Raw genomic sequence first — 20,721 nt, 5'->3', positions numbered from 1 at the left:
TGATAATTCAGCGTATATCAGGATTTATAAAAGGACAAACACAACAATAAATTCAAAAAACATCACAGTTCATTAAAAAAGTATAAAAATTAACATTACAAAAAAGGTAGCCAGAGCGCACATGCAACAAAAGAACCCAGCAAGAACACTCGTCTTATGGATTATCGCAGCTCACCTCTTTATGGGAATGGTGGCATATGAGTGGTTGCCTGTCAGTTTTAGAGGAAGTTGGATCTTCATTCTTATTCTTTTAATTTCTGGAGCCTTTTTACAAGTTGGTGCATCTTTAATTGTTGGTTTAATCGCTTTCGTAGGTGTTGCAGTATATTTTCTACTCGACCTAGGGGCCCAAACACATATCGAACGTCAGCTCCTTTTACTTTTTATTATTCCCCTTATTCCACTTTTCCTGAGTGCTGTACGCCACAATATTGAAATTAACGTTCAAAAATATCGTGATATACAGAGTTATGATCGAAATTATCGCCGTGATATTTTCCCGCTTAGTGCACTCAAGTATTTTCAACGTAGTTTCTTTAAGCTTCTTGATCATCATTACATACAAGACTATGAAGTCTTTGAAATTAGAATTCTCAACCGAAGCTTAATTAAAGAAATGTTAGGCGATGATGTATGGAAAACCACTCAAAATGAAATGATTAAAATTTTGAGCCAGCATCATCCACAAGAAATTATTTTCCAGTTCGCTGATGATGACCTTGAAAATATATACAGTATTGTAATTCGCAAACAAAAAACGGATGAAGAACCTGATTTTATTAAAAAGCTAAGAGAAATTATGACTTTGAGGCTTGAAGTAGAATATAAAATCATTCAGATTCCACCTCAAGAGGAGACGACTTAATGTCTAATCTTCTTAATATTTGTGGAATTATTATTGCCTCTAGCCAATATCCCGATGCTACGTTACAACAGTTTTATCGGCAATATTATCATTGTGAAATTAAAAGGGAATACACTAAAACAGAAGTTCAAAGCACAGACGATCTTTCCATGTTTTTCCCTTATAAAGACACATGGTGGCCTGTCTTTACAATTGACCAGATCAGTTCAGATAGTTTTCAACAGCTGATTCATAAAGGAATAAAACCCGGTATTATATTGCCCGATGAAGTTTTCAGTTTTTCTCATTATTTCTTATTAAAAGAAGCTGTCACCCAAGGTGCAATTCCCATTGCACTTTTCAAACCAGAACAGCCTAAATATTTTGCAGCAAAAGCGACATTTTCGACCGCAATTGGATTACGTCCAATGGCTGCTTTTGTTCCAAAAGGTTGGGATGAAAACCTAATTACACAAACTGCGGGCAGCTATATTGTTCAGTTCAATCCTTCGATACTCCCCCTACCCTCTAGAGAGATTAGACAAAAACAGCATTTTTTTTATTCGGCTAAAAGTTTTGATGGTCATATTTCCGGTTATAAAATTATTATTAACCCGCCTGCTGATTTACCAACCACAAATATTCGATACCCTCAACTCGGAATATCATGGCGATTTAATCATATCAATTACATAAGTACGCCCGAACATGTAAAAACTAGTTTTATTGGATACATTTTTATTGGTTTAAGCACAGTCGTAGTTCCACTCGATTTGATTTTAACCAGTACCTACCCAGACCTTCTTGGTACGTTTGGCAGCTATATTTCATGGATCTCCTTAGTAGTTGGGTTGATTTTATTGTTATTGCTCATCTCGTCTATTATCAGGAGGGTTAAATCAAATGGCTCCCATTGATATTCTCTTCTTATTTGGCTTTTTAGGGATTTGGATTCCACAAGCATTTTGGGCGTGGTTAAGTTATCAGGCTTGGAAATATTCAAAAACGGCGGAAAAAGAGTTACAGAATCTTCCCATACCAGACAGATGGCCTGTTTTGAGTGTTTTGATTCCTGCCTATAATGAAGGCGTAGTGATTGAAGATACTTTACATGCAATCGCTCAGCAGGACTATCCTGCGGAATCTTATGAAGTATTACTCATCAATGATGGTTCTAAAGACAACACCCTAGAAATTGCCGAAAAACTAGCACAGATTTATCCGTGCATAAAAATTGTTAATGTTCCCAAAGGAATGGGAGGCAAAGGTAAATCTAGAACACTTAATAATGGCTTACCGCATGCGACGGGTGAACTGATTGTTGTCTATGATGCAGATAGTACACCTGAACCAGATTGTGTAAGGTTATTAGCTCAAACCTTACTTGCCGATAAAAAATTAGTAGCTGTAAATGGCAAAGTCAGAACCCGTAATTGGCAAGATAGTATTTTGACTCGCTTTATTGCCATTGAGTTCATCTTTTTCCAATGGATTTTTCAAGGCGGACGTTGGCAACGTTTTGAACTATCCACATTGATGGGTACCAACTATGTCATTTGGCGTGATGCATTAGAAACCTTGGGTGGTTTTGATGAAAAGTCATTGGTCGATGACACTGAAATGAGTTTTAGGATTTTTATCGGCCAAAAAAGAATTAAATGGGTACCCTACGCAATTGGTTGGCAGCAAGATCCACCATCTTTGAGTGTATTTATTAAACAGCGCTCACGTTGGACTCAAGGTAATTTTTATGTGACTCGTAAATATTTACCTGTAGCGTTAAGAACGCCTTTTCCGATTGGAATTGAAATTCTGAATAACATTATGTGCTACATACTTTTCGTACCCGCGTTATTTTGGAGTCATATCACCTTAACCCTTGGGTTATTAGGTATCGCAGGAATCTCGGTTCCTGGTCCATTCACATTACTGTGGGGCCTCTCATTTTGCCTGTACGTTGCACAAATGTGGTTTACCCTATCTTTAGAAAGAGCCAAACCAGAACTCTATTTTTACTCTGTTTTATCTTATGTAAGTTACTCACAAATATTTCTATTTATTGTATTTAAAGCCGCATATGACATGCTTAAAAATAAAATACAGGGCAACTCCCTTCAATGGTACAAAACGGAACGTAGCAAGGAGAAAAATAAATGAAATACTCTTCTAATTTCTACAAAATGGTTCAAGTACTCCTTGCCAGCACCAGCTTCATGTTTGTGGCTTCTAGTTATGCAAACACATGGGAACTAGACGATATTAGTACCTCCACTAAATATACGGTTGAGTCACATTTTTTCTATATTGGAAAAGGTGCCCAATGGCAAAATGTTCAATTTTCAAGTAACTACGCTACTGAGAATGATACATCATTACTCGTAAAATATGATGATAAGCTCATCTATAACACCACTTTAAACGGTAATGGACTACTGAAGTTTGATATTCCACCAAGTCAAAGTGGCTTCCATCGCTTAGATTTTATTATTCAACAATATGCGAAACCCACCACTCTAAATCAAACTAAAGATTCTTTTTGCTCTGAAGATATTGATCATTTAACGTACTTTAATAATTCCCAGCTCGACTTCACACCGATTAGAAAAGACTATCAGCTAAAGTACTTACCAGATGCTTTATTTAACCCACAGGCTCGACGGCCTACCCCATTTGTTGGCATTTTAAAATATAACCGAAAAGAGATTATAGAAGCTTCTATGCTCGCTAGATTAGCAAGTTCATGGACTTCAATAACGCCTGTTGAATGGGTCGATTCAGGACAGACTAATTTAAATCCTGAAACAAACTTTATCATCGAAATTATTCGCTCACCTACGCCATTAAAAGGCGGAGCATTAGTACAAATCGCGAAACCTGCAGAAGGTGTGCCGACTCTATCAATTACTTACCACACTCAACAAGATTTAACGAGCGCAATAAACGGGTTAATTAATCCATCTTATGTACAGCAACTTAGTACAGGGACTGCGATTTTTCCAAATACGATATCTAATCCTGCTTGGGCTCAATTAAAAAAAATCAATACACTTGCTGATTTAGGAATTGAAGATTTCAGATTAAATCATGCTGAAAAAAACTTATTCCTTGACTTCCCTTCAGTATGGCAACCAACCGATATCTTGCAAGGGCAAATTGCACTTCGTATTCAAAGTGGTTTATTACAAGGTTCCAATATTACAGCTTGGATTGAGGGTGGACTTGCAGGAAGTATGAAAACGGCTGATCTGGCTTCCGATCCAGTAAACCGTCAGTTTAATATTTTTGCAAAAGCCATTTCTAATACGACAAATTTTAGTCTAAAGCTTGAAAACTCAGTGATTGCCAATTCCCAATGTTTACCTAACGCGCATGGTTCACTCTGGATTGATACAGCCAAGTCTACTGTAAAGCTACCCCACAAACTTAAAAATGGTGTAGCTGCAATTTCAATGACTTTAGCAACGACTCCTACAATAGCGATTGATGATCAATCTGGTGCATTAAATATCGCGATTGTATTAGGACAAACCGCGAAAAAAATGCTTTTAACACCGGCACCAATGCCTCTCAACCTAGTCCGTTATTCACCAAGTGCGCCTCAATCCATAAATGTTCGCGTGAATAAAGATATTTATCAACAACAGGTATTAATGCATCAGGATATTATCTATGCACCTGCTGCGCAGAATGGATTTATTGTCAGTTATAACAATAATCGCTTTGATGTAATTACCGACTCAGAGGGTGGCGCACAAACTTTCATGCATCTTTGGGAAAAGATCCAACATAAGATTCCAAACAACGTGACAAAAATGTTGGTTTCAGAAAATGGGAATATTTATGTTTTACAAAAACTCATTGTCGGAAATCAAAAGGCCCCTTTAATCCAACAGTCTTCTTTCTTCTTACTAGTTGTGATTATCTCTGCAATTATGATAATAATTATCTTCTTGTGGTACTGGTTAAGACGAAATAATGAGAAAACAGATACCAATTAAAATAGTTGCATTTATTATTTTAATTATATGTAGTGTCATCGTGTATGCGGGGCTTTTCAAACATCAAGGTCAAGCCCCCAATATTGAAGGCATTTTCTGGCAGCCCGACAATAATACGACTCCTCCAGAGGGAAATTGGCACTATTTAGGGGTTAATACATTTGTTCCTCAATGGTCTGTAGTTGAATCTAAATCATGGTGGAAAGAATCAAATTTTCCTCAATGGGAAAAAGCCATTAATTTAGAAAAGATTAAACAAGAACCTTGGGCTAAAAATCTCATATTAGGCTTAGCTGGTGAATATAATGAACCTAAAGCTCGGGCAAATGTCATTGAGTTAGGTGAAAAATCTGCTCAAATTATAAAAGAACAAAAAACGATACCTAAAGGTTATTATTTTCCAGTAGAGGCAGATCCAACTTGGCTACGAGTCAGTGCTTTAGGCCATGTATTGTCAAAGCTTCCCTCACCAGTCTGGGTGAGTATTTATAGTGGCGAAACTGAGCCCGAACATTATGATTTATGGGTTAAAAGCTGGCTGCCTGACCATACGGGAGTTTTTTTCCAAGATGGCGTAGGCGTAGGGGTTCGATCACCTAAACAAGCCAAACATATTTTAGACCAGCTTGAACATAAACTTGGAAAAGACAAAGTAATTATAGTGTTAGAAGCTTTTAGAGTGAAAAAGAATGGGCAATTTAGAGCCGCGTATCCTTGGGAAATTATTTCTCAGCTAAAAGCGTATGAAGGCAAAACTGTTTATATTTTTGATGGGCCACATTACATGAGCCGCTGGTGCGTCAATATTGTGAGTTTGTGGTATCGCCTCACTTATGGTGGTAAGAATACCTCCGTAAGTGAGAATAAACCTTTAACTGTTAATTATGCCAATTCATAAGATTTAGCAATTTGATCGAGAATACGTTGAGCTGCTTGCCCGTCACCAAATGGGTTTTCTACGTGCGCCATTTTTTCATAGTGCTGTTGGTCAATGAGTAACTTTTCAGCTTCTTCAATAATTTTTTGTTGATTTGTACCCACCAAAACGCCTGCTCCCACCTCAACAACTTCTGGTCGCTCGGTAGTGTCTCGCAAAATTAAAACTGGCTTATTAAATGATGGGCTTTCTTCTTGCAAGCCACCCGAATCTGTCAAAATAAAAGTAGATCGGTCTATGACTGCCAATAGACTTGGGTAGTCTAATGGTTTAACAAGATGGATTTGGGAATGATCTCTAAACTTATCATGCACCACATCATGTACTGCTGGGTTTAAATGGACTGGCCAAATAAAATGTAAATCAGGATGGGCTTGGGCTAAGTGCTCAACCGCGTTGCAAATATTTTGAATTCCACCGCCAAAGTTCTCACGGCGATGGGCAGTAATAAGTACAACTTTGTCATCCTGCTTTAATTGAATTCCATAAGGTTCAAGCTGGTTTTTCAAATCAGATTTTTCAGCAATTAATTTACGTCCTAGATATACCGCATCAACAACGGTATTGCCTGTAACTGTAATGAGCTCTGGCTGAATTTGTTCATTGAGTAAGTTTCTTTTTGATTGTTCTGTCGGAGCAAAATGCCATCTGGTAATACGTGAAACTAACTGACGATTTCCCTCTTCTGGAAAAGGATGATCTAAATCATAAGAACGTAAACCAGCTTCAACATGCGCAACAGGAACTTTCATTGAAAATGCGACTAAGCCAGCTGCTAAAACAGTTGTTGTATCGCCCTGAATAACAATTGCATCTCTTTTCTGACCATCTGTATATACCTGCTCGATTTGGCTCAAACCATGAATTAAGAGCTGATTTAAACTTTGTCCCGCATTCATAATTTTAAGGCGGTGGTCAATTTCAACCCCAAAGAAATCTATCGCATCTCTGACCAATTCATCATGTTGCCCCGTAAAAATGACTTCAACTTGAAAGCGTGGATCTTTTTTTGCCAATAAAATAACAGGGGCAAGTTTGATTAATTCAGGACGGGTTCCAAATACAATAGATATAAAAATTTTCTTCATTTTAAAAATCCTTATAAAAAACGAGTTCTACTCGAGTATTGTTGTAATGATCTTTTGTATTTACTGGCACATCTTTAAAGTAATTGCCATATAGTCGTTCTACACGTAATTTTATAGGTTGATAATTAAAAGGCTGCCATGAAATACCTGGGCCATATTCAAATAAATTATTGTAATACTCATCTTTACTGTCAGCTAAGGCATGCAATTTCATATAAGCCTGTACAGTGCCCGTTTCCCCCTTATAGACATTCAAACCCGTACGTAATCGCAAGTCACCAATAACGTTATAATCTTCTCTAGAATAAGTTGCCGCATTACCATATAAATCAGTGAAGTAATCATTAAAGCAAAGTGAATGATTACAATTATTTTGAGAATACCACTCTTGATAACCCGTCACCCCACCGACAACACTTTCACGAAATTTATCTCTATTTCGATCAATCAGATCATAGCTTCCCCCTACTTCTAAATACATGCGCACAGGTATAGAAGTCCAAGGTTGATAATTAGCGCCCACACCTAGAGTTAGTGCATTTTCATCAATAATTTCAGGTCGTACACCACCTTGAGATTGGGTATCGCGGTTTAGATTTAAAAAGCCATACACCTGTGCTCGACCATTATCGAGGTTCTTACCATAACGAGCTTTAAGTGGGAAAATTACATCGTCGTAACGTGATTCATATGAAGGCGCAAAATACACATCTCGAAAATAAGTTTTGACCTCTCCTCCACTTAGATTTTTTACAGCTTGTGTCGCTTTAGCGGCAATATCAGCATCTTTAGATTGTGTAAGCTCCCTAAAAACTACCAAAGCCTCTTTGTTATTTTTTTGAGAATTAAGCAGATAGGCTTCTTGGAGTTTTAAAGTGTCATCTGCTGGATCTAACGCCTCTGCTTTTCTTAGACTTTGTAAAGCAGCATCTTGTTTCCCTAACCGAATCTGTAAGTAAGTTAAACTTTTCCAGACTTTAATATCTTGTGGTGTCATCTCTCCAAGTTCTAATAATAATTTCTCGGCATTTTCAGGTTGAGTCTTCTCAATTTTATAAAATTGATCCCATTTATCATAAATTGGGTTTCCAGGTTTGTATTCTTGATTAACAATTTCTTGGGCAAATGTAGTCTCAATACTTAACAGGCCTAAAGCTGGACAGATCGAACCAATAACGATAAAGGAACGGGTTATAGATTTTATTGTTTTGCTATTCATTGAGACCTCTACAGTAAAATAGATAGAATGCTTGTCTAGTAATAAAGTTAAAGTTTATTTAACAAATATTTATTATAGTTAAACTCATAAATGACACTGTTTATATAAATATATGAGTTCTTTAATTTGTTCATTTCATCTCCTTTTATATTATGTTCTTGAAAAGTTCTTATCTGATTGTTTTTCCTATAATGACACATTTTTTAATCGTATTATTGTAAATAATCTTATAGGATAAGATAAAAATTTATAACTACAAGTAGGGAAAAATATGTCCTTTTCTCAACATCCAGAACATCATTTTATTCACCGCTCAGGTTGGTTAAGAGCGGCCGTTTTAGGGGCTAATGATGGGATTATTTCTGTTACTAGTCTAATCATGGGAATGGCAGCAAGTGGGGCCTCGGCCCATACTCTACTTATTGCCTGTATTGCTGGTTTAATTTCTGGTGCAACTTCTATGGCTGCCGGAGAGTATATTTCCGTAAAATCGCAAGAAGATATTGAAAAAGCAGACTTAAAGTTTGAAGCACAAGAACTCAAAAAGTATCCGCAGCGCGAATTAGATGAACTCACCCAAATTTATATAACCAGAGGCTTAACACCTGATTTAGCTCGACAAGTTGCTACTCAACTTACAAATCATGATGCATTAGGAGCTCACGCGCGTGATGAAATTGGTATTCATGAAAATACCGCAGCAAATCCTATTCAAGCCGCATTAGCTTCAGCTGGCTCATTCTCATTTGGGGCATTGTTTCCTATGCTGGCTATCTTACTCAGTCCAGATATATGGATCAAAAAAACAGTCTTAATATTTGGCATTATTTCATTAGCTTTTTTAGGAGCGCTATCAAGTCATTTTGCAGGTACATCTAAACTTAAAGGAAGTTTGCGCATTACCTTATGGGGAATTTTAGCGATGGCTTTTTCAAGCTGGATCGGCTCTTTATTTCATGTTACTCCACTTTAAAAAATTAGAACTTATAAATATTTAAGAACTAAATATTTAAAAACTAAATGCCCAATATTATTTGCTCTTACTTCTGATTTCACGTTATGGTGAAGAGAAAGAAATGAGGTGAATAAAATGAGCCTGTTACAACAACTTGAAATTAAACATCCGATTTTTCTTGCCCCTATGGCAGGTGTGTCTACACCTGAACTTGCAGCAGAAGTTTCTAATCAGGATGGCCTTGGGTCTTTAGGTCTAGGTGCAAATACGGCGCAAAGTGCTAGAGAACAGATTTTAAAAACCCAAATCCTTACAGAAAAATCATTTCAGGTTAATTTTTTCTGCCATCAACCCGAACAACTTAACCCTCAAACCTCAACACAATGGATTGAATATTTACGCCCACAATTTGAAAAGTTCGGAGAACAGCCTCCTCAAAACTTAAACTGTATTTATCCAAGTTTTCTTGATAACGATGATTTTCTAAATGTCGTCTTAGAAACCAAACCTAAAGCGGTCAGTTTTCATTTTGGGATTCCCCATCCCCATCAAATTCAGGCATTAAAAGATGCAGGAATTATCACGATGGTTTCTGCTACTAATTTAGTTGAAGCACAAGCCATTGAAGCGGCTGGTATAGATATTATTATTGCTCAAGGTATTGAGGCTGGTGGACATCGTGGAATCTTTAATAAAACCTTTGATGCAGCAATTAAAACGAGTGATTTAGTACACCTTATTATCAAGCATTGCAAACCACCTGTGGTAGCCGCTGGCGGTATTATGAATGGCGCACAAGCACGACATATGTTGAGCTTAGGAGCTACCGCTGTTCAACTTGGAACAGCATTTGTTCAATGCCCTACATCAAATGCATCAGCCGAATATCGTAAAGCTTTATTTAATGAGCCTGTGACACAAATCAGCGCAAGTCTTTCTGGACGTCCAGCCCGTGGCCTGCTCAACCATTGGCACACACAAATTGATTTACCAAATCGCCCTCCTCAACCCGAATATCCATATGCATATGATTTAGCTAAGCAATTAAATGCCATTGCAAGCAAGAATAAAGACTATGGCTTCGGTGCTTTTTGGGCAGGTAGTAATGTCTCGCAAATACGAGAGCTAGATGCTGCTGATCTGGTTAACCAGTTAGTCGTAGAAATGCTAGAAGATGAGTAAATCTAAAAAAGCCAGTAATCAGATACTGGCTTTTTATTTAATGAGTTTCTAATAAGTTAACCTGCTCAACCTGAACATCACTCATCAAATTTCCTTCAGCCAATAGCTGATTAAAATAATTTTCGACTACTATTGCCTGTTCAGCAGTACTTTCAACTTTATACATCTTTTGGCGGAATTCATTACTCGAACGTAATCCTTTGGTGTACCAAGCAATATGTTTACGGGCAATACGGCAGCCAGAGTATTCACCATAAAATTGATAAAGTTCTGATAAATGGCCTAGTAGTACCTGTTTCACCTCTTCAATATTAGGTGCAGCTAAGTGTTCACCAGTTTTTAAATAATGAGCAATTTCACGAAAAATCCATGGTCGACCTTGAGCAGCGCGACCAATCATAATTGCATCTGCCCCTGTATAGTCGAGTACATATTTTGCTTTTTCAGGACTATCAATATCACCGTTTGCAATCAGTGGAATATTGATTAATTCTTTAACATGTTTGATCAAATCATAACGTGCTGTATTTAAATACATGTCTTCGCGAGTACGGCCATGTAAAGCTAGTGCGGCAATCCCCGCTTCTTCTGCCCTTTTTGCTACTCTTAAAATATTTTCCTGACCATTTAAAAATCCCAAACGGGTTTTCAAAGTCACGGGAACATCAACAGCAGCGACAACTGCATCAAGTATTCGCGCCACCAAGTCTTCATCTTGTAATAATGCTGAACCAGCTAGTTTGTTACATACTTTCTTGGCAGGACATCCCATATTGATATCAACAATTTGTGCGCCATTTGCTACTTGATAACGTGCAGCCTCTGCTAATTGCTCAGGATCAGAACCTGCAATTTGAGCAGAGATTGGAGCGAGTTCGCCGTCAAAATTTGCACGATAGAGGCTCTTTTTGCTCATCCGCAAAGTTTTATCAGCAGTCATCATTTCACTGACTGCATGGCCTGCGCCAAAATACTTGCAGAGTGTTCTAAATGGACGGTCAGTAACTCCAGCCATAGGAGCAACAATTAAATTATTTGACAGTTGATAGGGACCAATATACATATATATTCATACAATTGATGATCAACATAGTATACTTCATCCGCTTAATCGGCTCATCTTTTTATGCAGGTGCTTTCCTCGCCATGAACAAACCGTTGTCTTCCCGTTTTTTATTAAAATCATTCGGCATGGCTGCCGTATGCATGAGTTTAGCTGCTTGTGGTGATAAAGCTTGGTGGTCAAACGATGATGAGCCTGAACTAGAAAGCCAACAGATTAAACGTCTAATTCCATCGCGTGTGCATGACCGTGAGTCATGGGCAAATGATATCGATGACATCATGAGAGGGTTAGATATTCAAAAAAATAAAAAAAATGTCTGCAGTATTATTGCCGTTGTCGATCAAGAATCTAACTTTGTTGCCAACCCTCAGGTGTCTGGATTAGGACAAAAGGCTGTTGAGGAAGTGAGTACACGTTTAAATGAAAAATTTGAAGATAAACTTGGCAAAACTGTTGGTGGAACAATTGCTGGTTATTTTGAAGAAGTTCTAAGAACTCAGCCCTCTCCTGATAACAACTATATGAGTCAAATGCGTAAAGTTAAAACCGAGAAAGAACTCGACTTACTTTACCGAGAAATTTTCGACTTCATGGCTAAACATTATCATGTGAGTGCCTTAACTGGCGCAGCCAAATTGGTTGGTCAAGATATTGGCGAGAAAATGAACCCTATTACGACTTTGGGCTCAATGCAAGTTCATATTAATTATGCAAAAGCAAACAAGCGTTCGAGTATGAGTACTGCTGCGCTTCGCGATGATCTCTATACTGAATATGGTGGTTTATATTACGGCATACATCGTTTAATGGTTTATCCGGCAGACTATGATAAAGCTATTTATCGTTTTGCGGATTATAACTCTGGTATGTACTCTAGCCGTAATGCAGCTTTTCAAAAAATGCTACGAGAACTTACTGATAAAGATATAAGCCTTGATGGCGATCTCCTTCTTTATACAAAAGATGGTGATCCGCGCGCAACTCAAAGCGAGTCAGAAAAAGAGCTGATTACGGTATTTGCAAAAAATAATATCTTAGTTACACCAAGACAAATTCGTAATGATCTTAAATTAGAAAAAGAGAAAAAGTTTGAGAGTACTCAAACTTATATTGCGCTGACTAAACTTTATAAATCCAAAACTAGCAAAGAGCCACTCTATGCAATTATGCCTCAAGTAGTGATTTCTGGGCCTAAATTAAGTCGTGATTATAATACTAATTGGTACGCAACCCGCGTAAACGGACGATATGAAACATGTATGCAACGAGCGAAAAGAATAAGACTATAAAAAGTCTCGCCCTGTTCGATTTTGATGGAACCTTGTGTAGTAAAGATAGTTTTACAGGGTTCATCTTTTATGCTTTATCTAAGCGCCACATTGTTAAGCAAGGCTTAAAAATTCTACCATGGATTCAAGCCTACTATCTTAACTTTTATCCAGCCCATGCTATGCGTGCCAAGTTATTCCGTAGCATGTTTAAAGATACCCCTGCAATTGAATTGCAAAGATTAGGTGAAGAATACGCACAAGAATTAGTCTCTGCGCTTTCGCCAGAAATCTTTACTCAGTTACAACACCATCAATTACGTGGTGATCAGGTCGTATTAGTTTCGGCTTCAATTGATGTCTATCTTGTTCCACTTTGCAAGTTACTAGATATCGAGTTGATTTGTACCGAAACTCAAATTAGAAACGGTATGATGACTGGTTACTACTCCACTCCAGATTGTAGTAGTGAACAAAAGAAGTTGAGAATACATCAGCAATATACGCTACAGCATTACCACCAGATTTATGCTTATGGTAATAGTTCAGAAGACCTCGATATGCTCAGTCTTGCCACACATCCATATATGGTAGGTGAAGACCGTGTTTTACCTCGTTTAACACCAGAAAAAAAGCTCGCATAAAGCGAGCTTTTTTATTTGAACACAACTTAATAAATTGCCATATGATCACGGTGAATCATTTCAAGTGAACGAGCTTCACCTAACACTTGATAAACCTTATCTGAGGCTAAGCCTTTAATAATTTCGGCTGATCGTGAGCTAAAGTTCACTCGACCTACCGCAATACGTTTACCTTGTTTATCGACACATTCAACCACATCACCACGATCAAAATGTCCTTCAACATTTTTAACTCCGACAGGGAGTAAACTGCGATGCTTCAATTTAATCGCTTCAACAGCACCATCATCAATCACAAGACGACCCGCTGTTTGTAAATGAGCAGCAAGCCACTGTTGATGAGCAGTCATGCGGTCTTTATCTGTAGTAAACAAAGTGCCTAGCATCTCACCTGCCATCGCACGTGACAGGACATTATCACTTTCGCCACTCGCGATGAGGGTTGGACAGCCCGATTTAGCAGCTAAACGTGCAGCACGAACTTTAGTGACCATCCCACCTCGCCCGAGTACACCACCGCCGCCGGCCATATCGAATAAATCATCATCCATAGCACGAACGGTAGAGAGTAATTTAGCATCAGGATTATGACGCGGATCTGAGTCAAACATACCTTGCTGATCGGTTAAAATGATCAGTAATTCGGCATGAACCTGACCTGCCACCATCGCAGCTAAAGTATCATTATCACCAAAACGGATCTCATCGGTAGACACCGTGTCATTTTCATTAATGACAGGAATCACACGCCAATCAATCAAGTTTTGCAAAGCATCACAAGAGTTCAGATAACGACGGCGATCTGCCAAATCATCATGAGTCAATAAAACCTGAGCAGTACGAATACCGTGGTTTTCAAGCACACTAGACCAAGTATGAATTAAGCCCATCTGCCCAATTGCAGCACAGGCTTGTAGACTGGGTAGATCGGTGGGTCGACTCGCAAGCTTCATACGAACCATACCTTCTGCTACAGCTCCTGATGACACTAAAATAATCTCGTGTCCAGCATTGTGCAGATCTGCAATCTGTTTCGCCCAATGCGAAATAGCATCTAGATCTAAACCTTGCCCATTAGCTGTAAGTAAAGATGATCCGATTTTAACAACGATTCGTTTACACTCACTGAGCTGACGTTGCCCATCGACCACTTCTATCATGTTTCCCTCGGTTTTCTAGTCACGAACGTAGATGACTTCTACATCATTGTCGTCTTCATCATCGTCAAAATCATCATCATCGTCCATCATGCTTTCGAGACGTTGTGCTCGACGCATTGCACGATATGCTTCTTTTGCCGCAATGGTTTGTTCACGTGTTTCAACTTCTAGTTGTTCACGGAAAGCTCTTACTTCTGCTGCGTATTCAGGATCTTCAACTTCGCGTTCACGTTGTTGTTCAATCTGATCCATCAGGTAATACACAACTTCTTTTGTACCTTCGCTTAATAAGCCCGATGTCTTAAAGACAGGTCCAGTCCACTCTAGTTCGTCTAGAATGTGCTGACACCACTCTTCACGGCTTTCTTCAGCAATCTGATCAAGTTTATTGAGTACTAAAACAACTGGTAGTTTCGCCAAAGTTGGTGAAAACTTAACCAACTCATTCATAATCGCTTTTGCATTATGCGCTGGATCTGAACCATCAATTGGTTGTACATCAATAATGTGTAAAAGAATACGAGTACGTGCCAAATGTTTAAGGAAACGAATCCCTAAACCTGCACCTTCTGCTGCACCCTCGATTAACCCAGGAATATCGGCCATTACAAATGAACGATGGCGGTCAGCATCGACTACACCCAAGTTTGGAACCATGGTTGTAAATGGATAATCTGCCACTTTTGGTTTTGCAGCACTTACAGCACGAATGAAAGTAGATTTACCGGCATTTGGCATACCCAGCAAACCAACATCTGCCAATACTTTTAATTCAAGACGAATTTCGCGAAACTCACCTTTTGTACCAGTCGTACATTTACGTGGTGCTCGGTTAGTTGATGATTTAAAGTGAGTGTTACCTAAACCACCTTCACCACCACCAGCAACCAGAATTCTTTGGCCGTCTTCAACCAAATCGCCAATAATATCGCCTGAATCTGTATCAACAATTGTTGTACCAACGGGTACTTTTAAAACCACATCTTCACCACCACGTCCAGTACAGTTAGCACCTGCACCGTTTTTTCCACGCTCAGCACGGAATTTACGTGTGTAACGGTAATCGACTAGCGTACTTGTATCGTCATCAGCTTGAATATAGATACTTCCACCACGTCCGCCATCACCACCATCTGGGCCACCAAATGGTACAAATTTTTCACGGCGAAAACTGGCTACGCCATTGCCACCGTCGCCAGCCTCTACGGTAATGACTGCTTCATCAACAAAGCGCATCTGCCAATCCTCTAAAAACTCTAAAACCGCCTATTCTGCCATATTTTCATAAAATTCTCGAATAGAAAATGGAACAATTCCATTTATAACGATCTGTTTTATCTTTAATCCAGCAGATGCTTTTAGTTTTGCAAATAGGATCCTTATAAAAAATAAAATTTAGCCAATTTATTTAATTATCAAGGATGAACATTGCGCAGAGGTAAGGTCATTTGCATATCAAGATTTGCTTTTGTTTTTGGCACAGAATTATACATGATGGCATTAAATGACGAGACATTCCCCATTTCCATAGGATCATTTACGTTTAGGCTTGGTTTAAACTGATGTTTCACCGATAAATTTACAGGTTCATCGAATTCAAAATAAACAGGACCATCAAAAACAATTTTAACGGGAACGGTATAACTACGTTTTAAATTAAAAGGCACATCCAATTTAATAGGAATATCTAATTTAAGGGGAAATTTTGGTAAAAACTTATTTTGATAAACCAAATCTGTGGTGGTTTCTAAAGGCATAACCTGATCAATTTTTAGAGTCGTTGAATAATCGACATTTACTGTAATAGGTGTTTCTACTGCAAAATTTAAATCTGCCAGATATTTTCCTTTTAGAGGTAAAGTTAATTGGCGATCTATATCTAAAGTTGTATCAAGTTTACCAATAGACTGAACCTGCAAAGTATTACCAACTTGAATTTTTGTTTCTAAAGAGTCAGGTAAACTAATATCGGCATTATGAGCCGAAACGACTAAATTTGCTTGAATATTGAGATACACCCAAAACATAATAGCGGCCAGTATCATCATTAAAAAGAAACTGATTAACATACTCTTGAGTGAACGAAACATTAGCATCCACCCTATTGATCAGCTGTCTTTTGTGATGTTTCTGAACCCAATACTCGATTTAATCGCATAGTGGACAGAGGAATCTTTAACTCACCATTTGCAATCTTAACAGGCAAAGTATTTTTCACATCAACCGAAGCATTTAACGCTGTTTTAACAGGTACATTTAAATTCCCTTCTATTGGGATATTCGTGTCCAATCTTGCTTTTAAAGGAATATGTAAATTTTCTTTTAATACTGTACGTACTGGTGCATCAAATTTTAAATGAACCTTTTGTTCAAGCGGAACATTAATATCAATTGGCACATCAAGTTTTAATGGAATTGTTCCTTTCAATGGCAATGTAATATCACGCCCCAAAACACGTACCTGAACCTTGGTATCAATTGCTAGATTTTGCTCGACTTTTAATGTTTCTTTGACAGGAATAGTAGTACTAATCGGCACCATATTATCGAAATAAACACGCGGAGTTAATGTTTGTGTTAATGGAATATTTAGTTTTTCATCAATTGGAATACTGGCATTTACGCGCCCTTTTACATCCACATTTAAAGCATCTTGTACTTTAACCTTAACTTGTAGAGGCTCTTGCAAATCAATAGCAACTGCCTGATTTTTTAGTGGAATATAAATATTAAAGTGCTTAAATACCCATATTGCAATGAGTACACCACATAAATTGGCAATAATGATGAATATAAAAACGACCAACAAACGTTTAAACTGCGACAATTCCTATCCCTTACTATTTTCTTTTTTTCCTTAATTTGTATTCTCATTTATTTACAAAAAATAGTCAGCATATATTTTGTACGGTTGTAAAAAAACCCAGTCTAAACTGGGTCTTTTTGTGAAAATATTTTTATAGATCGTTAAATGATCTTAAGCATTCAATTCTGCTGGAATTTTTTTGTAGCTTACGCCGCACATTTGTTCAGCGATACGTAATACCTGACAGCTATAACCAACTTCATTATCGTACCAAACGTAAGCAGTTAAACGGTTACCAGAAGTAATCGTTGCTTGAGCATCGTATACACCTGCTGTACGAGAACCGATAAAGTCACTCGATACAACTTCAGTTGAGTTGGTATAACCAATTTGACCTTGAAGGTTAGAGTTAATCGAAATTTGACGAATGTATTCGTTCACTTCTTCACGATCAACTTCTTTATCAAGTGTTAAGTTCAAGATCGCAAGAGATACGTTTGGTGTAGGAACACGTACAGAGTTACCAGTTAATTTACCTTTCAATGCAGGTAATGCTTTAGCAACTGCTTTAGCTGCACCAGTCTCTGTAATTACCATGTTCAAAGTAGCAGCACGGCCACGACGATCTGCTTTATGATAGTTATCGATTAAGTTCTGGTCATTTGTAAATGAGTGCACAGTTTCAACATGACCATTAAGAACTTTATATTTGTCATCCAATACTTTAAGAATTGGAGTGATTGCATTTGTTGTACAACTTGCAGCAGAGATGATTTTGTCTTCATCTAAGATATCTGAGTTATTTACGCCAAATACAACGTTTTTCATTTCACCTTTACTTGGTGCAGTCAATACAACACGTGCAACGCCTGGGCATTTCAAGTGTTGGCTTAGACCTTCAGCATCACGCCATTTACCAGTGTTGTCGATTAAAAGTGCATTTTCAATACCATATTCAGTATAGTCAACTTCACTTGGGCTAGAGGCATAAATCACTTTAATGAAGTTACCATTAGCAATGATTGCTTCGTTTTCTTCATCAACAGAAATTGTACCAGCGAAAGTACCGTGAATAGAGTCACGACGAAGTAAAGAAGCACGTTTTGCTAAGTCACCGTCAGAAGACTTACGTACAACGATTGCTTTAAGGCTTAAACCACGACCTAAACCTGATTGGCTAATGATTAAACGAGCCAAGATACGACCAATACGACCAAAACCGTAAAGAACTACATCTTTAGGTTGTTCAGAAGTTGCGCTACCTTTGATTGACTCAACTGATTGAGCAACAAAAGCATCAACATCCCCGCCTTTTTCTTTATATTCAACAGCAAGTTTACCGATATCAACTTCTGCAGAACCAATATTTTCAACTTTTGCTAAAGCTTCTAAAATTGGGAAAGTATTTACAACAGAAAGCTCAACGTCTACAACACGTGTACGACGGTGAGTTTTCAAAATTTGGATAACAGAACGGTTAATTAAAGAGCGACCGTAAACAGATACGACAATATTTTTTTCACGGTATAATTGACCGATTAATGCAATCATACGTTCCGCGATTTCTTCACGGTTTTTCCAACGGCCTTGGTGTTCAGCGTGCAGGGCGATGATAGTGTCTTTGCTCACAGATACGTCCTCTAATTAATTATATCTAGGCGTGATTTTTAAAACCCCGTAATTGTAATGGAATTATTGGCAAGAATGAATCAAAAGCTGACGTTAGTGGCTAGATTTTCCTAAAATTCATCATAAATTCATAAAATACCTATAATTATTTTTTATTATCTTATTGTTTAAAACAGCTAAATTTTTGCTTTTTCTTACTTTTTAGATTCTAATGACCTACTCGAACTCATCATTTTTTAATCTTTTTTGATATTTTTTGATATTAAGTTGTAGATTTTGGGCTTTTTGCCGTTGTTGATAAAGATGAAGCGCCCCTTCTAAAACGAGTACAAAAACAGCACACCAAATCGGAATATAAGTGAACCATTCTTCTTGACCAATACTCTCTCCTAAAACTAAAGAAGCTAAAGCAAGTAATACAGGCTCCAAATATCCTAAAAGTCCAAATACAACTAAAGGTAGAAAGCGGCTTGCCAGAATATAACTTCCCAAACCAATCGCACTTAAAATTCCAAGCCCAATTATGATCAAAGAAAGACTCGGTTGGTCTATAAATTTACTGTATGGCAGCAAACCTGTATGAGTTAAATAAATTGCAACGGGCATAATAATGACCAGATCCCACCAAAAGCCCCCTAAATTATCTGTTTTAATTTTCTTACGTAATAAAAAGTAGGCAGAATATCCAACTGCTACCAATGCAGTTTCCCAAGCAATACTTCCTAAACGCCATATCTCATGGCTAACGCCAATGACTGCAAGAATAATTGCTACCCATTGAAATTTTGATATTTTTTCGCCATACAAAACACTTCCAGCTAAGACAAGAACCAGCGGTAATAGGAAATATCCCAAAGAGACTTGTAACCCACGTCCATGCATCGGCCCCCACAAAAAAAGCCAAAGTTGTACTGAGGTTAAAATAGAAGTTGTGATTAATAGCAATAGTAAAGAAGGTTTAGCCAAAATACGTTGATAGATATTCTTGATATAGGCTAAATCACCACTCCACCACATAAACAAAGTAAGAAACGGCAGTGTTGCAATAATTCGCCATCCAAAAGTTTGCTCACTATCGAGTTGGCTTAATAATTGAGTATAAAAATAAAGTACACCAAAAGTGAATGATGCCATGACAGACAAGATCACGCCCTTAAACATCATTAACCTCTTAGACTTTAGTAAAAGCAACTCACTACAATACTTGATTTATCCACCATAAAAAAGAAAAAACCATGTAAAAACATGGTTTCTTCTTAATCAAACATATACCACTATTCTTTATGTTCTGTACGGATAACATCTCGGATATCAAAACCTAATGTTTTTGCATAATTTAAATATTCATCCACTACTTCTTGCTCTGGATGAGGGTCTCTTGATAGCACCCACAGATATTTACGTGAAGGCTCCCCAACCAAAACAGTCTGATAGTCTTCATCTAACTTTAAAATCCAGTAATCCCCACGAATTACCGGAATCCACCTTACAGCTTCAGGTAAAAAACTTACCTTCAATTTGCTGTTATATGGCGGGTTAACCACAAAGGCCTCCCCGATAGATTGCTGTAATTGTTTTCTATTGTCGTAGCAGCGATTATCTACCACTACATTTCCATTTTCGTTTAAGGTGTAAGTTGCAGATACGTTATAAGCACACTTTTTTTGAAAAAATGTAGGCTTACGAGCGACTTCATACCAAACACCTAAATACCGGTCCAGTTCAACTTTATAGACAGTTTGTAAAGGTTTTGGCTGGGCATAGACGTAGGTTCCAACAGCCAAACCAGCCAAAACGACACCGCCCAAAGCAATTTTAGCTAAACGCCAACTGGCTTGCGGAACATTATTTCGAAACGCCATTGTTGCCCTCAACGATTAGTTGTGAATACAAAAGAACTCAAATATCTACAGTAGCTTGTTTTT

The 20,721-nt window shown here is 37.8% G+C and carries 19 protein-coding genes; 9 read left to right on the top strand and 10 right to left on the bottom strand.

The features are described from left to right. Positions 1-121 precede the first annotated feature (121 nt). The 5 genes from RFW85_RS13430 to RFW85_RS13410 are packed head-to-tail and all read left to right on the top strand — an operon-like array spanning position 122 to position 5,740. Positions 122-865: a hypothetical protein gene (locus RFW85_RS13430; RefSeq protein ID WP_309171605.1), complete on the top strand. Its 744-nt coding sequence runs from the start codon at positions 122-124 to the stop codon at positions 863-865. Continuing rightward, a complete protein-coding gene (locus tag RFW85_RS13425; protein WP_309171604.1) occupies positions 865-1,761 on the top strand; it encodes a hypothetical protein in 897 nt (298 codons plus the stop codon). Before RFW85_RS13430 ends, RFW85_RS13425 begins: the two co-directional genes overlap by 1 nt. Continuing rightward, complete coding sequence (locus RFW85_RS13420; protein ID WP_309171603.1) at positions 1,748-3,001, top strand: glycosyltransferase; 1,254 nt, start codon at positions 1,748-1,750, stop codon at positions 2,999-3,001. Before RFW85_RS13425 ends, RFW85_RS13420 begins: the two co-directional genes overlap by 14 nt. Beyond that, on the top strand, positions 2,998-4,842 hold the full coding sequence (locus RFW85_RS13415) for a hypothetical protein (protein WP_309171602.1): 1,845 nt from the start codon (positions 2,998-3,000) through the stop codon (positions 4,840-4,842). Before RFW85_RS13420 ends, RFW85_RS13415 begins: the two co-directional genes overlap by 4 nt. Then, positions 4,820-5,740 (top strand): hypothetical protein, encoded by a 921-nt coding sequence (locus RFW85_RS13410; RefSeq protein WP_170249481.1) that lies wholly within the window; start codon positions 4,820-4,822, stop codon positions 5,738-5,740. The genes RFW85_RS13415 and RFW85_RS13410 overlap by 23 nt, the downstream gene beginning before the upstream one ends. Here the strand turns inward: RFW85_RS13410 and wecB are convergent. Both wecB and RFW85_RS13400 read right to left on the bottom strand, forming a co-directional pair. After that, a complete protein-coding gene (gene wecB / locus RFW85_RS13405) occupies positions 5,725-6,867 on the bottom strand; it encodes a non-hydrolyzing UDP-N-acetylglucosamine 2-epimerase (protein ID WP_309171601.1) in 1,143 nt (380 codons plus the stop codon). The genes RFW85_RS13410 and wecB overlap by 16 nt on opposite strands. 1 nt (position 6,868) lies before the next feature. After that, entirely contained in the window at positions 6,869-8,086 is a 1,218-nt protein-coding gene (locus RFW85_RS13400; protein ID WP_309171600.1) for a hypothetical protein, read from the bottom strand. Positions 8,087-8,357: 271 nt separating this feature from the next. Here RFW85_RS13400 and RFW85_RS13395 point away from each other — a divergent pair, with 271 nt between their 5' ends. Together RFW85_RS13395 and RFW85_RS13390 are read left to right on the top strand one after the other, a co-directional pair. Continuing rightward, positions 8,358-9,059 carry a VIT family protein gene (locus RFW85_RS13395; protein WP_309171599.1) on the top strand — a complete coding sequence of 234 codons (702 nt, stop codon included), beginning with the start codon at positions 8,358-8,360 and terminating at the stop codon, positions 9,057-9,059. A gap of 117 nt (positions 9,060-9,176) precedes the next feature. Further along, positions 9,177-10,223, top strand: a complete 1,047-nt coding sequence (locus RFW85_RS13390; protein ID WP_309171598.1) for a nitronate monooxygenase — start codon at positions 9,177-9,179, stop codon at positions 10,221-10,223. Positions 10,224-10,260: 37 nt separating this feature from the next. Here RFW85_RS13390 and dusB read toward each other — a convergent pair whose 3' ends face one another. Continuing rightward, entirely contained in the window at positions 10,261-11,286 is a 1,026-nt protein-coding gene (gene dusB, locus RFW85_RS13385; RefSeq protein ID WP_046811698.1) for a tRNA dihydrouridine synthase DusB, read from the bottom strand. 83 nt (positions 11,287-11,369) lie between these two features. On the opposite strand from dusB, the gene RFW85_RS13380 reads away from it, so the two are divergent. Further along, positions 11,370-12,578 carry a DUF1615 family protein gene (locus tag RFW85_RS13380; RefSeq protein ID WP_216076584.1) on the top strand — a complete coding sequence of 403 codons (1,209 nt, stop codon included), beginning with the start codon at positions 11,370-11,372 and terminating at the stop codon, positions 12,576-12,578. Then, on the top strand, positions 12,545-13,201 hold the full coding sequence (locus tag RFW85_RS13375) for an HAD-IB family hydrolase (protein ID WP_170249484.1): 657 nt from the start codon (positions 12,545-12,547) through the stop codon (positions 13,199-13,201). The genes RFW85_RS13380 and RFW85_RS13375 overlap by 34 nt, the downstream gene beginning before the upstream one ends. A 26-nt stretch (positions 13,202-13,227) precedes the next feature. Here RFW85_RS13375 and proB read toward each other — a convergent pair whose 3' ends face one another. From proB to RFW85_RS13340, 7 genes are all read right to left on the bottom strand, one after another. Then, the gene (gene proB / locus RFW85_RS13370) at positions 13,228-14,361 is read right to left on the bottom strand and encodes a glutamate 5-kinase (protein ID WP_002118789.1); all 1,134 of its coding nucleotides are present in this window, start codon (positions 14,359-14,361) and stop codon (positions 13,228-13,230) included. Between the two features lie 15 nt (positions 14,362-14,376). Next, positions 14,377-15,597 carry an Obg family GTPase CgtA gene (gene cgtA, locus RFW85_RS13365; protein WP_016140310.1) on the bottom strand — a complete coding sequence of 407 codons (1,221 nt, stop codon included), beginning with the start codon at positions 15,595-15,597 and terminating at the stop codon, positions 14,377-14,379. A 179-nt stretch (positions 15,598-15,776) separates the two neighbouring features. Further along, positions 15,777-16,451, bottom strand: coding sequence for a hypothetical protein (locus tag RFW85_RS13360; RefSeq protein WP_213034433.1), 675 nt, complete (start codon positions 16,449-16,451; stop codon positions 15,777-15,779). A gap of 11 nt (positions 16,452-16,462) precedes the next feature. Continuing rightward, positions 16,463-17,188 carry an MFS transporter gene (locus tag RFW85_RS13355; protein WP_216076592.1) on the bottom strand — a complete coding sequence of 242 codons (726 nt, stop codon included), beginning with the start codon at positions 17,186-17,188 and terminating at the stop codon, positions 16,463-16,465. 150 nt (positions 17,189-17,338) lie between these two features. Further along, on the bottom strand, positions 17,339-18,796 hold the full coding sequence (locus tag RFW85_RS13350) for a glyceraldehyde-3-phosphate dehydrogenase (RefSeq protein ID WP_086265434.1): 1,458 nt from the start codon (positions 18,794-18,796) through the stop codon (positions 17,339-17,341). A gap of 216 nt (positions 18,797-19,012) precedes the next feature. Continuing rightward, positions 19,013-19,960, bottom strand: coding sequence for an EamA family transporter RarD (gene rarD, locus RFW85_RS13345; RefSeq protein WP_086265435.1), 948 nt, complete (start codon positions 19,958-19,960; stop codon positions 19,013-19,015). A 110-nt stretch (positions 19,961-20,070) separates the two neighbouring features. Next, on the bottom strand, positions 20,071-20,658 hold the full coding sequence (locus RFW85_RS13340; RefSeq protein ID WP_086265436.1) for a lipocalin family protein: 588 nt from the start codon (positions 20,656-20,658) through the stop codon (positions 20,071-20,073). Positions 20,659-20,721: the final 63 nt, after the last annotated feature.

Origin of the sequence: Acinetobacter sp. 12966, from assembly GCF_031196995.1 — a bacterium.
Lineage (GTDB): Bacteria > Pseudomonadota > Gammaproteobacteria > Pseudomonadales > Moraxellaceae > Acinetobacter > Acinetobacter geminorum.
Note: the sequence above shows the minus strand (reverse complement) of the source record. Positions and strands in the feature narration are given on the sequence as shown.

Bases quoted from the DNA above. Each gene is read 5' to 3' on its own strand.
- RFW85_RS13430 (WP_309171605.1), top strand. From the start codon at position 122: ATGCAACAAAAGAACCCAGCAAGAACACTCGTCTTATGGATTATCGCA.
- RFW85_RS13425 (WP_309171604.1), top strand. From the start codon at position 865: ATGTCTAATCTTCTTAATATTTGTGGAATTATTATTGCCTCTAGCCAA.
- RFW85_RS13420 (WP_309171603.1), top strand. From the start codon at position 1,748: ATGGCTCCCATTGATATTCTCTTCTTATTTGGCTTTTTAGGGATTTGG.
- RFW85_RS13415 (WP_309171602.1), top strand. From the start codon at position 2,998: ATGAAATACTCTTCTAATTTCTACAAAATGGTTCAAGTACTCCTTGCC.
- RFW85_RS13410 (WP_170249481.1), top strand. From the start codon at position 4,820: ATGAGAAAACAGATACCAATTAAAATAGTTGCATTTATTATTTTAATT.
- wecB (WP_309171601.1), bottom strand. From the start codon at position 6,867: ATGAAGAAAATTTTTATATCTATTGTATTTGGAACCCGTCCTGAATTA.
- RFW85_RS13400 (WP_309171600.1), bottom strand. From the start codon at position 8,086: ATGAATAGCAAAACAATAAAATCTATAACCCGTTCCTTTATCGTTATT.
- RFW85_RS13395 (WP_309171599.1), top strand. From the start codon at position 8,358: ATGTCCTTTTCTCAACATCCAGAACATCATTTTATTCACCGCTCAGGT.
- RFW85_RS13390 (WP_309171598.1), top strand. From the start codon at position 9,177: ATGAGCCTGTTACAACAACTTGAAATTAAACATCCGATTTTTCTTGCC.
- dusB (WP_046811698.1), bottom strand. From the start codon at position 11,286: ATGTATATTGGTCCCTATCAACTGTCAAATAATTTAATTGTTGCTCCT.
- RFW85_RS13380 (WP_216076584.1), top strand. From the start codon at position 11,370: ATGAACAAACCGTTGTCTTCCCGTTTTTTATTAAAATCATTCGGCATG.
- RFW85_RS13375 (WP_170249484.1), top strand. From the start codon at position 12,545: ATGTATGCAACGAGCGAAAAGAATAAGACTATAAAAAGTCTCGCCCTG.
- proB (WP_002118789.1), bottom strand. From the start codon at position 14,361: ATGATAGAAGTGGTCGATGGGCAACGTCAGCTCAGTGAGTGTAAACGA.
- cgtA (WP_016140310.1), bottom strand. From the start codon at position 15,597: ATGCGCTTTGTTGATGAAGCAGTCATTACCGTAGAGGCTGGCGACGGT.
- RFW85_RS13360 (WP_213034433.1), bottom strand. From the start codon at position 16,451: ATGTTTCGTTCACTCAAGAGTATGTTAATCAGTTTCTTTTTAATGATG.
- rarD (WP_086265435.1), bottom strand. From the start codon at position 19,960: ATGATGTTTAAGGGCGTGATCTTGTCTGTCATGGCATCATTCACTTTT.
- RFW85_RS13340 (WP_086265436.1), bottom strand. From the start codon at position 20,658: ATGGCGTTTCGAAATAATGTTCCGCAAGCCAGTTGGCGTTTAGCTAAA.